This window comes from Pontibacter actiniarum, assembly GCF_003585765.1.
In the GTDB taxonomy this organism is placed as follows: domain Bacteria; phylum Bacteroidota; class Bacteroidia; order Cytophagales; family Hymenobacteraceae; genus Pontibacter; species Pontibacter actiniarum.
Window position 1 is genome coordinate 646,923 of record NZ_CP021235.1, and the last position, 13,606, is coordinate 660,528.

General features: G+C 55.9%; 15 protein-coding genes. 9 read left to right on the forward strand and 6 right to left on the reverse strand.

The features are described from left to right. Positions 1 to 24 precede the first annotated feature (24 nt). Complete coding sequence (locus CA264_RS02825; RefSeq protein ID WP_025604399.1) at positions 25 to 1,044, forward strand: SDR family NAD(P)-dependent oxidoreductase; 1,020 nt, start codon at positions 25 to 27, stop codon at positions 1,042 to 1,044. Between the two features lie 84 nt (positions 1,045 to 1,128). Next, complete coding sequence (locus CA264_RS02830; RefSeq protein ID WP_025604401.1) at positions 1,129 to 1,650, forward strand: NUDIX domain-containing protein; 522 nt, start codon at positions 1,129 to 1,131, stop codon at positions 1,648 to 1,650. A 72-nt stretch (positions 1,651 to 1,722) separates the two neighbouring features. On the opposite strand, the gene CA264_RS02835 is transcribed toward CA264_RS02830, so the two are convergent. Both CA264_RS02835 and CA264_RS02840 read right to left on the reverse strand, forming a co-directional pair. Then, positions 1,723 to 2,433, reverse strand: a complete 711-nt coding sequence (locus tag CA264_RS02835) for a hypothetical protein (protein WP_025604403.1) — start codon at positions 2,431 to 2,433, stop codon at positions 1,723 to 1,725. Between the two features lie 64 nt (positions 2,434 to 2,497). Further along, positions 2,498 to 4,345, reverse strand: coding sequence for a glycoside hydrolase family 3 protein (locus tag CA264_RS02840; protein ID WP_036775053.1), 1,848 nt, complete (start codon positions 4,343 to 4,345; stop codon positions 2,498 to 2,500). A gap of 194 nt (positions 4,346 to 4,539) precedes the next feature. On the opposite strand from CA264_RS02840, the gene CA264_RS02845 reads away from it, so the two are divergent. The 5 genes from CA264_RS02845 (at position 4,540) to CA264_RS02865 (ending at position 8,738) form a co-directional block, all read left to right on the forward strand. Further along, the gene (locus CA264_RS02845; protein WP_025604406.1) at positions 4,540 to 5,340 is read left to right on the forward strand and encodes a rhomboid family intramembrane serine protease; all 801 of its coding nucleotides are present in this window, start codon (positions 4,540 to 4,542) and stop codon (positions 5,338 to 5,340) included. A gap of 14 nt (positions 5,341 to 5,354) precedes the next feature. Continuing rightward, positions 5,355 to 6,176, forward strand: coding sequence for a TVP38/TMEM64 family protein (locus CA264_RS02850; protein ID WP_025604408.1), 822 nt, complete (start codon positions 5,355 to 5,357; stop codon positions 6,174 to 6,176). A gap of 556 nt (positions 6,177 to 6,732) precedes the next feature. After that, the gene (locus tag CA264_RS02855) at positions 6,733 to 7,176 is read left to right on the forward strand and encodes an RlpA-like double-psi beta-barrel domain-containing protein (RefSeq protein WP_157593623.1); all 444 of its coding nucleotides are present in this window, start codon (positions 6,733 to 6,735) and stop codon (positions 7,174 to 7,176) included. A gap of 86 nt (positions 7,177 to 7,262) precedes the next feature. Then, a complete protein-coding gene (locus CA264_RS02860; RefSeq protein WP_051364290.1) occupies positions 7,263 to 8,108 on the forward strand; it encodes a potassium channel family protein in 846 nt (281 codons plus the stop codon). 66 nt (positions 8,109 to 8,174) lie between these two features. Next, entirely contained in the window at positions 8,175 to 8,738 is a 564-nt protein-coding gene (locus CA264_RS02865) for an HD domain-containing protein (protein WP_025604414.1), read from the forward strand. A gap of 60 nt (positions 8,739 to 8,798) precedes the next feature. Here CA264_RS02865 and CA264_RS02870 read toward each other — a convergent pair whose 3' ends face one another. Beyond that, positions 8,799 to 8,990 carry a hypothetical protein gene (locus CA264_RS02870; protein WP_025604416.1) on the reverse strand — a complete coding sequence of 64 codons (192 nt, stop codon included), beginning with the start codon at positions 8,988 to 8,990 and terminating at the stop codon, positions 8,799 to 8,801. Positions 8,991 to 9,177: 187 nt separating this feature from the next. On the opposite strand from CA264_RS02870, the gene CA264_RS02875 reads away from it, so the two are divergent. Continuing rightward, entirely contained in the window at positions 9,178 to 10,140 is a 963-nt protein-coding gene (locus CA264_RS02875) for a sterol desaturase family protein (protein ID WP_025604418.1), read from the forward strand. Between the two features lie 71 nt (positions 10,141 to 10,211). Here the strand turns inward: CA264_RS02875 and CA264_RS02880 are convergent, their stop codons facing one another. Together CA264_RS02880 and CA264_RS02885 are read right to left on the reverse strand one after the other, a co-directional pair. Then, positions 10,212 to 10,649, reverse strand: a complete 438-nt coding sequence (locus CA264_RS02880; RefSeq protein WP_025604419.1) for a hypothetical protein — start codon at positions 10,647 to 10,649, stop codon at positions 10,212 to 10,214. Positions 10,650 to 10,740: 91 nt separating this feature from the next. Then, the gene (locus CA264_RS02885) at positions 10,741 to 11,790 is read right to left on the reverse strand and encodes a nucleoid-associated protein (RefSeq protein WP_025604421.1); all 1,050 of its coding nucleotides are present in this window, start codon (positions 11,788 to 11,790) and stop codon (positions 10,741 to 10,743) included. 272 nt (positions 11,791 to 12,062) lie between these two features. Between CA264_RS02885 and CA264_RS02895 the strand changes: the two genes are divergently transcribed. Beyond that, positions 12,063 to 12,788 (forward strand): porin family protein, encoded by a 726-nt coding sequence (locus CA264_RS02895; protein WP_025604425.1) that lies wholly within the window; start codon positions 12,063 to 12,065, stop codon positions 12,786 to 12,788. Between the two features lie 138 nt (positions 12,789 to 12,926). On the opposite strand, the gene CA264_RS02900 is transcribed toward CA264_RS02895, so the two are convergent. Next, entirely contained in the window at positions 12,927 to 13,568 is a 642-nt protein-coding gene (locus CA264_RS02900; RefSeq protein ID WP_025604427.1) for a hypothetical protein, read from the reverse strand. Positions 13,569 to 13,606: the final 38 nt, after the last annotated feature.

Sequence of the window (13,606 nt, forward strand, 5' to 3'; positions counted from 1 at the left end):
CCCTTATTTTTAAACCACAGACAGATGAAAGCAAATAACAAGAATACCTTCTGGTGGATGGCTGCCGGCACAGGCGCGCTGCTCGCGGCAAGAGCTGTGCGCCGGAAGTTAAACGCCTATGACTTTAACGGCAAAGTAGTCCTGATAACGGGCGGCTCCAGGGGCCTGGGGTTGGTAATGGCCAGGCAGTTGGCGCAGGAAGGGGCGCGGCTGGTGCTTTGCGCCCGTGATAAGGATGAACTGGAGAACGCGCGGATGGAACTGGCCGGTAAGGGTGCTAATGTGCTGGTGCAAAAGTGCGACGTAACAGACCAGCAGCAGGTACAGGATGTTGTGACGAATGTGCTGAACGAGTTTGGCCCTATCGACGTGCTGATAAACAACGCCGGCATTATTCATGCAGGCCCCGTTACGGAGATGACGGTGCAGGAGTTCGACGAGGCGATCAAAACACACTACTGGGGACCTGTACACACCATTCTGGCCGTGCTGCCAAGTATGAAGGCGCGCGGCGAAGGGCGTATTCTCAACGTGTCGTCGATAGGCGGCAAGATAAGCGTGCCGCACCTGGTGCCTTACAGTGCAAGCAAGTTTGCGCTGGTGGGCCTGTCTGAGGGGTTGCGGGCGGAGCTGGACAAGTATAACATCATTGTAACCACCGCCACTCCGGGTCTCATTCAGACAGGTAGCCCCCGCCACGCCATCGTTAAAGGGCATCACAAGGAAGAGTACGCCCTCTTCAAGCTCATGGACTCAAGCCCGCTGACTTCCATGAGTGCTGAGGCTACAGCCAAAAAGATACTGGATGGCCTGCGCCATGGCGACACCCAGGTCACCACCACCATCCCTGCCAAACTGGGAGCCTTGTTGCACGGCCTGTCGCCTTCCTTTGTAACCAGCGTTTTCGGCCTGGTGAACAAAGTGTTGCCGGGTGAGGGCGGCATAGGGAAGGAGCGGGTCAGGGGCTACGAGAGCGAGTCCAGGTTGTCGCAGTCGGGGCTGACGGAGCGTACACAGAAAGCGGCAGAGAAAAACAACGAGTAACAGTTTATACTGACAGCACTACGGCCGTAGCAGGACTTTTTATACTTTTACGCAAGCCTGCTACAGGGGCCAAACACACACTACATGAAAATCAAGAACAGAGAGAAAGCCTACAACGGCTACTTTAAAATCTATAAACTAACGGTGGAGCAGGAGGGGGAAACCTTCACCCGCGAGCAGTTTGATCGCGGCCATGCCGTGGCCGCCCTGGTGTTCGACACGGAAAGGCAGGAGTACGTGCTGACGAAGCAATTTCGCATTGGCTCTGAATCGGAGCTGGTGGAAATTGTGGCGGGCATGGTAGACGAGGGGGAAGAGCCCGAGACAAGTATAAAGCGGGAGATAGAAGAGGAAATCGGCTACCACGTGGATAAGCTGGAGCTCCTGCATACGTTCTATTCCTCGCCGGGCGGCTCCACGGAGCACGTGCAGCTGTATTATGCCGAGGTATCGCACCAGCAGCACAGCGGCGGCGGCAACAGCCACGAGCATGAGCACATCCAGATCGTCCGGCTATCGGCAGAGGAGCTGGAGGCACTTGTCTCTCAGGATGCCAAAACAATTGTGGCGCAGCAGTGGGCGCGGCTCAGGAGGCTAAGCAGGTAGTACCGCCCCCGGCACTGTCTCATAGTAGAAGGAAAGTATGGCCGAAGCTGCTTCAGCCATACTTTTCACTCCTTACTTCTTTGTGTTCTGCAGCATGTCCTTTGTGTCGGCACTGCCTTCCAAAGCCAGGTACTCGGCCTGCAGGCTGCGGATTTTAAGGTTGTCGGCCGTGCGGATCTCATTCTCCAACTGGCGGCGGCGCTGGTTCAGCTGGCTGTACACATGGTCTACATAGTCCCAATCGTCCTGGGTCCAGTTTCGGCGCTTGGCGCGCACCGTGCCCATAAACGTGAGGTAGGCCTCGCGCAGTTGGGAAGCGCTGACTTGGCTGAGGTCGCTGTACTCGCGTAGCAGCTGCTCCTGCCACTGTGCGATTTTCCGCTGTTCCAGGGGTTGTTGCTGGCGCCGCTCCTGGCGCTCCTCCCACCTTTGGTAGCGGCCCTGCAGGTCACGGTACTCCTGCTGTGACTTTTCGGAGAGGCTGTCGAAGTTTTGCTCCAGCTCGGCGTTGCGGCGGCGAAGCTCTTCACGCACCTTTGGCCACTCCTGGCGAATGGCGGTATCTCCTTTGTCCGCCTGCTGGTTAAGCCAGCCCCTGAACTCCTCCAGCTCCTGCTCTGCCGATTCTCCGGTTCTTATCACCACGGCGGTATCTTCCTCTTCGCTCAGGTTGGCGGCGGTTTCTTCATTGCCCTCCACTTGGCGCCCTCCGTCGCAGCGCCAGAAGATGACAGCCAGGCATAGCAGGAGGCTGTATTTCAGTGTTCGTTTAAGCCTTATCATAAAGCATCATCGTTAGTAAATTACATTTCTGCTCTAGTTACGCAATTGCGTGTATCAGGATGCTTCAGGGCCCGGCCAGAAACGGTTTGTCCATACTTATGCCGTCGCCGTAGGCAAAGAAGCGGTTTACCGTTACCGGTAGCTCGCCCCGTGCCGGAATCCGCCCGAATATCAGTTTTGCCGCCGCCGCCTGCGCATGAAAGTGCGGCTGGTAGCCCAGCAACAGCACCCGGCTTTGCTCGATATCCGGAAACTGGTTGAGCGCGTAGGCATTGTCGAACAGGGTGATGGCGGCCTTTTTAGAAGTTGCCAGCTTCTGTACGAGCTCCGTGGCACCCGTGGAGTAGCCGAGGTTGTTGCTAGGCCTGATGCTGGGGCCGTAGAGGGCAACCAGTACCACATCATACTTCTTCAGTTTCTTCCAGAGCTTCCGCGTTTCATTTTCCCTGGCTTTGCGCGAGATGTAGAAATCTGTGGTGCGGGCGCCGAGCTGCTTTACCTGCCGCTGAAAAACCGTAGGCTGCTTTGCCCCGATGGAAACCGTGGCGATGGTGAGGTGCTGCGACTGGCGCAGGGGCAGCATTCTTTTTTTGTTGTTGAGCAGGGTGAGTGCGGCCTCAGCCAGCGCCTTGTTCGTGCTGTCGGCCCTTGCCGGGTTCAGGTCTTCCACCAAGTTCTCTAGGGGCACCGGCTTATACTTATCCAGGCCCAGCCACTGCTTGGCCGTCAGTACGCGCTTGCACCGGCGGTCTATCTCCTCCTGCGTCAGGTACCCCTGGGCTATGGCCGCCTTCACTGCGCGAATGGCCTTGGGCACGCTGTTAAGGCGCTCCAGCACATCGTTGCCGGCCATCAGCGCACGCGCCTCGGCCTCCCCGGGGTCAAAGTACTTCGTAACCCCTTTCATGACCATGGCATCCGTAAAAATAAGCCCTTTGTAGCCCAGCTGTTGCTTCAGCAGGCCCGTCACGATTGGCTCCGACAGGGTGGAGGGAAGGTTGCGGGTGGAGTCTAACTGGGGGATGTGCATGTGCGCCACCATGATGCCGCCCACCCCGTGCGTTATCAGTTCCTTAAAGGGGTAGAGCTCCAGTGAGTCGAGGCGCTGCCGGCCAAAAGGGATAACAGGCAGGTCGTGGTGCGAGTCCACGTCGGTGTCGCCGTGGCCCGGGAAATGCTTTGCCACAGCCATGATACCGCCATGCTGCATGCCCTGCATGTAGGCCAGGCTCTTGGCGGTTACGTCCAGCCTGTCCTCCCCAAAGGCACGGTAACCGATAATCGGGTTGCTGGGGTTGTTGTTGATGTCCGCCACGGGGGCAAAGTTGATGTGCATGCCCAGGCGCTTGAACTCCTCGGCGACCTCTGCCCCCATTTGGTAGATCAGCCCGTTGTCGGCCACGGCACCCAGCATCTGCTGCGAGGGGTAGTGAACGGCAGAGTCCAGGCGCATGCCCACGCCTGTCTCGGCATCCATGGCAATCCAGAGGGGTACTTTAGAGGCAGCCTGGTAGCTGTTGGTTAACCTTGCCTGCCGCACCGGACCTCCCTGGAAAAAGATCAGGCCGCCCACTTTGTACTCTTTGACCAGCCGCATCACATCGGCTTCATACGCCGGCCCCTGATCCGAGAAGGCCTCTACGATAATTAGCTGCGCGATGCGCTCTTCAGGCGTCAGTGTATTGAAAACGGAGTCTACCCAGTAGGAGGGTTCGTTCTCCAGCGCGTCGATAATGGTGGCAGGGCGCTCATACGGCACACGCTCCACCGGAAAAAACTGCTGCTGTTGGCCAGCGTAAGTCTTGCGCTGTGCATCAGATCCTTCGCAGGCGTACAGCAGCAGCGCCAACAGGGGCAGGAGCCACATCGGGTAAGGTTTAAGTGTTGCAGAGTGAGGTTTGTTCCGTTGCATTGTTTTGTTATAACGCCACCTGTCTTATATCCTTGCCTGGCAGAGGGGGCAGTTTGATAGTAGCAGGGCCGGTACGGGCAAAATGGCCGTGCACCGCCAGCCCATGCTTTACGTTAGAATGTGCTGGTTAGATAAAGGATATCGAGCCTGTTTTTGTTCATTTGAGTTATATTTAGGAAAATCATCTTAGTGCTATGCCCTTTTTTACTCCCAGAGACCACACGTACACCTTAGAGGAAGGTGGTCCGCACTTCGGCTACAGCTTTTTGCCGGGCCTGCTGTTTGTGGCGCTCATGTGGCTTATCAGCCTGCTCAGCTACCTGACCGATGCCAACTTGGCTTTTCTGGGGGTGATGCCACGCCAGTTTCTAGGGCTGATCGGTGTTTTTTTCGGGCCGCTGATCCATGGCGATCTGCTGCACCTGCTCTCCAACACGTTTCCGGTAGCGCTGCTTTCCGGGTTTATCCTGTACCTGCACCGCAAGGTGGCGGTACGGGTGATGGTGCTGGTGTACCTGCTTAGCGGGCTGCTGACGTGGCTTATCGGGCGGCAGGCGTACCACATTGGCGCAAGCGGCGTGGTGTACGGCCTGGCGGGTTTTCTGCTGTTCAACGGTTTTCTGCGGCAGAACCGTGGCGCTATGGCGGTATCGCTGGCGGTGCTGTTCCTCTACAGCGGCCTGTTCTACGGGCTCTTCCCGAACGAGGAGCGGGTGTCGTGGGAGGGGCATGTGGCGGGCCTGGTGGCGGGGCTGGTGGCGGCCATTGTCTACGGCGAGGGCAACCCAAAGCCGCTGCACCGGCCTCTGGAGCCGGGCGTGGTACAGCGCCATGTAAGCAGCACGATCGGCCCGAATTACCAGCACCTGTATATCAGCTACAGCGTGCAGCCCCACAGCCCCACAGCCAGTTATTCCTATACCTATGATCCCGCCGTGACTTTCGCGACAAAGCCAACAAAGCACCGTTCTATTGCGTCTAAAGAGAAGAAATAGTACAACTAGAGCATATGAGCGAGAAGCAAAAAGATACAAAAGAGCACCATCGCCGGGTAAAAGAGGGGCAAAAGCACATGGACCCCGAAAAGCTTGACCGCAGCCGGCATCACGCGGGGCAGCCGGATGGTGAAAAAAAGGGCGACGAACAGGGAGAAACGAAGGAGAGCAAGGTTCCGCTGATCATTACGGGCCTGCTTATTGCCGCCATTGTAGCGTCATACTTTGTCTTCCCCGGCTTTCAGCAGGAGGTAAACAATGGCTGGGATGTGCTGACGAGCGGTGATGAGAAGCGCATCTCGGAATGGGTGAGCCAGTTTGGGTTCTGGGGGCCGTTCTTCATTGTGCTGGCCATGGTGGCGCAGATGTTCCTGCTCGTGATCAACGTGGTGGCCCTGATGCTGGTGGCTATTATTGCCTACGGTTCTTTCTGGGGCTCTCTGATTGCGATCGGAGCCGTGGTGGTGGCTTCCTCTATCGGCTACTGGATCGGGCACGGCGTTGGGGAGGCCGGCGTCAGAAAGCTGATCGGGGAGAAGTCGGAGCGGAAGATTACCGACTTCGTGAACAACTACGGCGTCTGGGCGGTGATCATTGCGCGGATTTCGCCCTTCCTGTCCAATGACGCGGTAAGCTTTGTGGCCGGTCTGGCCAAGATGGGCTACTTTAAGTTTATTGCCGCCACCCTGGCAGGCATCGTGCCCCTCACCATTCTGCTGGCCTGGCTCGGCGAGAATAACCAGCGCCTGAAGACCGGGCTCATCTGGGTGTCCGCGGTGAGTTTGGCCGCCTTTATCGGCTACATCGTGTATGATAAGTACATCAAGAAGAAATAAGTATCCCGCCTAAACACAAGAGCCAGCCAAACCGCTGGCTCTTGTGTTTTTTGTACTTCGCGTTTCTACGGCAGTCCACGGCGGCACCTTCCTTCCTGCAAAAAGGTATAAAACAGCGGCTTAACCTACGCCAGCCCTACTTCTGGCTGCACCTGCGCCTACTCCCTTTCCCGATTGACTACAGCCCCCGGCGGTACGGCAGGCGGCCCCTAAACGAGGTAGAGCAGAGGTGTACCTGGCTGTGCAGGTGCGGGGAGAAACAGCGGCGGCGGGTGTCGGCGGCGGGTAGAAAAACAGGCGTTCAAAGTATGAAATCAGGTATATAACTATGATGATATAAATGTGTTTTATAACTATTTTGTTGTGTAGCGGTATTTTACAATAAATGGCGCTTAGCATGAATAATGCAACTTCGCAAAACCATTCCGGTGAACTGCCGTTTAAGCGGGTTATTATTTTTTAAATCGATGTTTCACGAAATGGATTGCTCATGTTTAGGATTAAACTGCTTGCAGCCGTGCTCTCAATTGTAGTTGCGCTAGCTGAAGAAAATTCCTTGTTAAAGGCTGAGTCCCCCGCTCCGAAGATCGAAGAGAAGCCCCTGAGTTGGCCACCCGAAGAACCTGCCAACAACACATACCCAGTTTCAGAATCCTCCACAACCCCCACGCTTACTGTTAAAGCGTCTGTATACCACCCGGAGCCAGGCCAAACCGACTCCACACCCTACATCACGGCTGACGGTTCCCGCATTAACAAACACAACCCCAAAAAGCACCGCTGGATCGCCGTTTCCCGTGACTTGCACAGCAAGTGGGGCGGCAGCATTGAGTTCGGAGACTCCCTGTGGGTAACCGGCATCTCTGAGGAGCTAGATGGCCTGTATGTGGTGCGCGATGTGATGAACCGGCGCATGCACAAGCAGATAGACATTTTGGTGGGCAGGAAGGACAGGGTCATGGGCCTCTGGAAGAACGTGCAGATAGCCAAGCTGGACTAGGACGCGCCTAACGAAGTAGCTCCGTAGCCGTACCCTAAGCAGAAAAGCGCAGCGCCGGCCGCTGCGCAAACTTCTACAGGATACCAATGGGGGAACGAAATCTGCGTAAGGGGGCTGAAAAGCGGCTACTGCAGCGGGAGCGCTACGAACTGCTGAACACGCTGCAGGATGCCCTGGAGCTGCCGATGGTGGTGCTGGGGTTAATCTGGCTTGTGCTGCTGGTAGTAGAGCTTATCTGGTCGCTGAACCCGGTGCTGCAGCTTGTGAGCAACGTTATCTGGGGGGTGTTTATACTTGACTTCATCATCAAGTTTATACTTGCCCCGCACAAGCTGCCATTCCTGCGCCACAACGTGCTGACGACAATTTCGCTGGCGGTGCCGGCCCTGCGCCTGTTTCGCATCACCCGTGCCTTTCGGCTGGTAAGCTCTGTGCGGGCCGCACGGGGGCTGCGGCTGGTAAAGGTGATCGGCTCCATAAACCGCGGCATGCGCAGCCTGGGGCAGGCCATGAAGCGGCGCGCCTTCGGCTATGTGCTGGCCCTGACGCTGGTGGTGACCACAGCCGGGGCCGCCGGCATGTACGCCCTCGAGAGCGAGTATGGCATTAAAAGCTACGGCGATGCCCTGTGGTGGACGGTGATGCTTCTCACCTCTATTGGCAGTGACTATTTTCCGGTGACGCCGGAGGGACGGATCTTGTGCCTGCTGCTGGCCATGTATGGTTTTGCCGTGTTCGGGTACTTTACGGCCACTCTTGCCACCTTCTTTATCGACCGCGATGCGGCCAGTGAAGAGGCGGAGGTGGCAGGCGCCAAGCAGGTGCGGTCGCTGGAGAAGGAAATAAAGCTGCTGCGCTCGGAGCTGCAGGCAGTGCTGCAGCAAAAGGCCTCTCCGGAAGCCCCGCCCAAAGGTAAACCCCCCGAAGTATAGGCATAACTTTGGCGCGTGCGGGATAATCGCTATTTTAGGTCATCTGAAAACAAATCAAACCCGGAGATGATCACATACCAAGAAGCGAAAGACCTACTGCACAGCATGACCAAGGGCGACAGTTTGCTGCGCCACGCCCGCACCGTGGAGCTTGTGATGCGCGCCTATGCCGAGAGGCTGGGGCAGAGCGGGGAGCAGTGGGGCATAACCGGCCTGCTGCACGATGCCGACTATGAAGCCTACCCGGACCAGCACCCGAACGTGATTGTGGGCCAACTGCGCGAGCGGGGGGAGGAGGAGATGGCACATGCCATTTCTGCCCATTACACCAAATGGGGCGTGCCCTACAACACCCTGCTGGACAAGGGCCTGCTGGCCTGCGATGAGCTCACCGGTTTTGTAGTGGCCTGCGCCCAGGTAAGGCCGACAAGGCTGCAGGGGCTGGAGGCAAAGTCCGTTATCAAGAAACTGGGCCAAAAGAGCTTTGCCGCTTCCGTAGACCGGGAGGAGGTAAAGCTAGGGGCCGAGCTGTTCGGCGTAGACCTGAAGGAGCACATCAGCTTTATTATAGCGGTACTGCAGCAGCACCAGCAGGAGTTGCAACTGGAGCCGCAGGAAACACAGGTGTAAGCTTTGATACGACTTGCCTGCGCAGGGGCAGCTATCGGGAAGGTAGCTGCCCCTGCTTTTTTACATCGAGTAGTCGCCGAGGATCTCGAAGGCTTCTTTGTCGTCGCGTGCCTCTACCACCTCGTTTATCACGTACTGGATTTCCTGCTCCGTCCATTTTTCTTTCTCTGCGGCCTTTACAAACATATCCAGAGCGGCAAAGCGTGAGCCTTGGGCAGGCAGTTTGGCGTTAACTTTCTTTCTGATGCGCATAGTGTGGCTTTTTGCCGCAATTTACGAATACTGTGGCAACTTCTTTTGCTCCCTGGCAAGCGCTGGCAGCACATCCGGCATCTGCTTACCGGCTTTTGCCCTTGCCTGGGCTGCCGGCCGCTTAACCCTTTGGGCAAACGGACGTTGAAAGAGGCTACAGTTAGGGCGGTAAAACCATGCTGCAACTATGGAAAAAGAATTATTTACGTTTGAGGACTTAGAGAAGCTGGATGACCTGACCATCATGCACTACGCCATCCCGGTGATTGTGCTTTCGGTGGTGGGGGAGTGGCTTTACGGCGTTTACAGGAAGAGAAGCTCCTATCACAGAACAGAGTTCTTCTCGGCCCTGACGATCGGGGCTGTGAACACTGTGCTGAGCGGCGTGCTGAAAGTATGGATGCTGAGCCTCGCCCTGGTTATTTACAACGCAGTGCCCTGGGCGATACCAAGAGGGTGGTGGACCTTCGTGATCTGTTTTGTGGCCATTGACTTCTGCCGCTACTGGGCGCACCGGGTGGCGCATGAGCAGCGCTTCTGGTGGGCAACGCACGTTACGCACCACTCGTCGGAGCGCATGAACTTCTCCGTCTCCTTCCGTACCGGCTGGACGCAGCACATCAAGTTTGTGTTCTTCCTGCCCGTGCCGTTGCTTGGCATCGACCCCTTTACTTTTTTTATCTGCCACCAGGTGGCGGTGCTGTACCAGTTCTTTGTGCATACAGAGCTGGTGCGGAAGCTGCCAAAGCCGGTGGAGTACATCTTTGTTACGCCCTCGCACCACCGCGTGCACCATGGCTCCAACCCTGGCTACATCGACAAAAACTACGGCTCCACGTTCATCATCTGGGACAGGATGTTTGGCACTTTCGAGCCGGAGCGGGAGCAGGTAAAGTATGGCCTCACCAAGCCGGTTACCTCCTTTAACCCGGTGTACCTCGTTTTCCATGAGTGGGTGGATATCTGGCAGGACATCAGGCACGCGGCGTCTTTGAAAGAGGCCTTTCTGATCCTGTTTAAGCCTCCCGGTGCCGTGGTAACGGCCCACCAGCGGCAGAAGCTGCAACAGGAGCAGCCGGCACAGGTGCAGCAGGAAAACCCCGTGCAGGAGGCGGGGCTGTACACGGCCAACACTGCCGGTGCCACCTAGCAAAGCCGCCGGGTACTATAAAATGGGTATTCTAAAACGAAAACGCATGGCCTTGGCCATGCGTTTGATGCTTAGTAGCTCTCCTGCTGCAGAATGCTCTGCTGCCGGGCGGCCGGGTTGCTCTGTGCCTCGCGGGGCACGCCCATCTTCTCCTCGCGCCGCTGCTGGTACTGCTGAAACTGCGTTGGCGTCAGCACATCCTTTAGCTGCGAGAGGCGCGTCTGGCTGATGATTTCCATCTGGTGGACGAGCTTCTTGGGGTTGTTTTTATACTTGGCCTTGGCGTCTTCGGCGTGCTGCAGGCTGCTGAGGTTAATGGTGTACACCTTCTGGGTTTGCTGCGCATTCAGGCGCAGGTTCTTTGCAAACGAGGCAGTAATGGCCTCGGCGCGCTGCTCCAGCGAAGGTTCGGCCTTGGCTGCCTGTGTCTGCTGCCTGTCGGCGGGCCCCTGGGCAAAAGTAGCCGTGGTGGCAGCTGCTAAAAGTATGGCGAAGGCTAATCTTTTCATGTCTCTTGGTTTTATTTCCTGAGGTATCAGGCAATTATTGTTCCTGTTTTGAACCGGCTCCTAAAACAAAGCCCGGCGGGCTATAGTTCGGCTAGCTCTCGTTGTAGAAGTAAACTTTGTAGAAGTGCATGTTGCGCTCCTTGTCGAAGCCCCGCTCCACGTACTGCTCGCTTTGCTCCGGGTTGTAGCCGCTGAACTTGATTTCAATCTGGGTGTCCAGCTTAATGAAATTGCGGAACTTGCGCTTCATGTTGCGCACCGTGTTCTTGTTGATGGCAAAATCCGTGAAGCCCTCAATGTCGCGCTCTTCGGCAAAGGCCTGGCTGTAGTTCATAAAGCGCTCCTTCGTTTCCGGCTCGTCGATCACGCTGCTGGTAAACTCCTCCAGGTCAAAGGTCTCGCTCTTCGAGAAGTAGTCTACGGAGCGGCTGATAAAATCGACCTGCGCCTTTTTGCTATCGGTGCGGGCGTATACTTCCTCCGAAAAATCCTTGCACAGGTTCAGAACGGTTTTGGTGCTGTAGTTAGTGTCCTGCAGCTCGGTAACGTTCAGGAAGTGCTCCTTCCAGAAAACAGCGTCCTGGCTGTTGGCGTCCACCAGCTTTACCCTGAACCCGTCCTCGGCCTCGGTGTTGAAGATCATGCAGCCTTTGTCCACGCTCTTCAGGTTCACCCCAAAGTGGTAGTTCACGTTCAGGTCCTCGGCCTCATCCTGGAAGGTCAGAAAGGTATCCTTGTTCTCTGATTTAAAGATGCCGATCGCCTCCACGAACTCCTCCTCCATCAGGCAACCCTCAAAATGCACCACATACAGCTCCCCGCTCTTTACCTTCGGGTGGTCTGACTGTTCATAGAGGTGGTTGAGGATGTGCACGGAGTACTCGTGGAAGTTATGGGGCTCCTTAAAGATAAGGGCCGAATAGGCGAACATCTCGTTCAGGGCGATGTCAGAGGTGTGGGTGAAGCGGAAAAACTCCTCCTGCTTAAACGGCGACAGGAAGTAGTTTACCAACAGGTCATACAGCTGCTCATCGCGCAGGTCCACCAGCTCCTGTGAGGCCACTACGCCCTCCTCCTTCGATTTATTTCCGACCCGGTGCACGGCCAGCCTCTTCAGGCGCACCTGTGTTCTATCCTTCATCTGTGTATTGGCTTCGGTTGAGGGGCAAAGCTACTAATTTACCCGCTCATTGCCGCTGCCCTTTGCCTGCCTACTTGCTGTAAAGGTTGCTTCAGAAATGTTTTGCAGCCTGTGGTTAAATTTTATACTGCTGATTTTTAATATGTTGTAAAATAGTTTGCTCGCTAAGTCAGAAAAAAGTTCCACTTCTGGCACGGTTTTTCCATTCAGCCATTGCAAGCAGCGCAGCTTACACAAAAGGAGACGAACATTACTCAAAATTTACTACTACCATGCAAAAGATATTCATACTTATAGCTGCGGCCATCGGTTTGGCAACAGCCTCTGTAAATGCCCAGCAGCGCCCTGTGCGCTCCGGAAACCAAACCAGCTACAGCAGCAGCACACCCGGCCAGGTGCGGTTTGGCATCAAGGCCGGTGTAAACCTGGCTGACTGGGACGGCGAAACCATGAAAAGCGTACAGGACCTGGTCGATATGACAAACGGCTCGGTGAGCCAGGAGATGCGCACCGGCTTCCATGTGGGCGGGTATGTAAACATCCCCGTGGCGCCGGGCTTTGAGATCGAGCCAGGGCTGCTCTACTCCCAGAAAGGCACCGTGCTGAAGGGAAAAGTGCCGATTGAGGCGGTGGACTTTCTGAACACCAACGTAACCATCACAAACAAGGCAGAATACATAGACCTGCCCGTGCTGGCTAAAGTATACGTAGGCGAGGGCTTCCATATTTTTGCAGGTCCGCAGGTGTCGTACCTGGTGTCTAACAAGGTGTCGGCTGAGGCGGGGGCCCTGGGCTTTAAAGCCCTGAACCAGGAGTGGGACATGAAAAACGGCTTCCGCGATATTGATTTCGCCGTGACAGGCGGCCTGGGGTACAAGTTTGCCAACGGCTTTAACGTCAGCGCCGGCTACGACTACGGCGTTAGCCCTATAGACGATAACGGCAGCTTCGATACTTACAACAGGGTTGTGAAAGCCTCTGTAGGCTTCACGTTCTAATAGTGTAGAGTTTAGTGATTTGGTGATTTACAAGGCCCGCTGCATTGGCAACGGGCCTCTTTGTTTTAGAGAGGCCGCAAAAACAAAACCCCGCGCAGGTGAAGCAGCGGGGTTTTGTTTTTTGGCTAACGTAGCTAACTATGACTTCTTGTAAGGGAATTTTTTGGAAGAGTTCTTCATCAGGGCGTTAGACAGCGACTGGCGGCTGCTGAACACGCTGCCGGAAGCCTCGTAGTCATACTTCCACATCAGATCGCCAGCTTGGGCCTCGTGAATGGTGATGGAGGTGTTAACGGAGTTGGTAGGGCCCCAGGCACCAACCAGCAGGCCAACGGCCACAGCCGCACCGTCGGACATCGGCTTGGACATCACTGCGTTACCGGAAACCACGGCATCCACGCCAAGTATTTGGCAGATCTTCTCTTTAGAGGCCAACTTCAGGTCATCGTACGTAATGCCTGCTTCGCTCAGGAGCGCGTTTGTCTTGGCCACGTCCTGGAAAGAAACGCTGTAGCGGTTTTTGCTCATCTCACGCAGGAAATAGCCGTACACATCGTTCTGCATGCCATACCCGTAGTCGCGCTGCTGGTCCTGCATCATCTCGGCAGTTACGCCCTTCGGCAGCTTTCTCGACTCAATGGTTACGTCGAAAGGCATGATGGCAAGCACCTTGTGGTTTTGCTTTACCTGGCTGAAAGAGGCTGCCTGGTAGATCTGCGGTCCGCAGCTGTTGAGCGAAAGGCAAAGCACAAGGGCAGCAGAAAAGTAGAATTTCTTCATGGCTAAAAGTTTGTTTTATTTTTATGATTAAAAGGCTT

Excerpts from the sequence above, each read along its gene's own strand:
- CA264_RS02825 (WP_025604399.1), top strand. The coding sequence starts at position 25 with ATGAAAGCAAATAACAAGAATACCTTCTGGTGGATGGCTGCCGGCACA.
- CA264_RS02830 (WP_025604401.1), top strand. The coding sequence starts at position 1,129 with ATGAAAATCAAGAACAGAGAGAAAGCCTACAACGGCTACTTTAAAATC.
- CA264_RS02835 (WP_025604403.1), bottom strand. The coding sequence starts at position 2,433 with ATGATAAGGCTTAAACGAACACTGAAATACAGCCTCCTGCTATGCCTG.
- CA264_RS02840 (WP_036775053.1), bottom strand. The coding sequence starts at position 4,345 with ATGCAACGGAACAAACCTCACTCTGCAACACTTAAACCTTACCCGATG.
- CA264_RS02845 (WP_025604406.1), top strand. The coding sequence starts at position 4,540 with ATGCCCTTTTTTACTCCCAGAGACCACACGTACACCTTAGAGGAAGGT.
- CA264_RS02850 (WP_025604408.1), top strand. The coding sequence starts at position 5,355 with ATGAGCGAGAAGCAAAAAGATACAAAAGAGCACCATCGCCGGGTAAAA.
- CA264_RS02860 (WP_051364290.1), top strand. The coding sequence starts at position 7,263 with ATGGGGGAACGAAATCTGCGTAAGGGGGCTGAAAAGCGGCTACTGCAG.
- CA264_RS02865 (WP_025604414.1), top strand. The coding sequence starts at position 8,175 with ATGATCACATACCAAGAAGCGAAAGACCTACTGCACAGCATGACCAAG.
- CA264_RS02870 (WP_025604416.1), bottom strand. The coding sequence starts at position 8,990 with ATGCGCATCAGAAAGAAAGTTAACGCCAAACTGCCTGCCCAAGGCTCA.
- CA264_RS02875 (WP_025604418.1), top strand. The coding sequence starts at position 9,178 with ATGGAAAAAGAATTATTTACGTTTGAGGACTTAGAGAAGCTGGATGAC.
- CA264_RS02880 (WP_025604419.1), bottom strand. The coding sequence starts at position 10,649 with ATGAAAAGATTAGCCTTCGCCATACTTTTAGCAGCTGCCACCACGGCT.
- CA264_RS02885 (WP_025604421.1), bottom strand. The coding sequence starts at position 11,790 with ATGAAGGATAGAACACAGGTGCGCCTGAAGAGGCTGGCCGTGCACCGG.
- CA264_RS02895 (WP_025604425.1), top strand. The coding sequence starts at position 12,063 with ATGCAAAAGATATTCATACTTATAGCTGCGGCCATCGGTTTGGCAACA.
- CA264_RS02900 (WP_025604427.1), bottom strand. The coding sequence starts at position 13,568 with ATGAAGAAATTCTACTTTTCTGCTGCCCTTGTGCTTTGCCTTTCGCTC.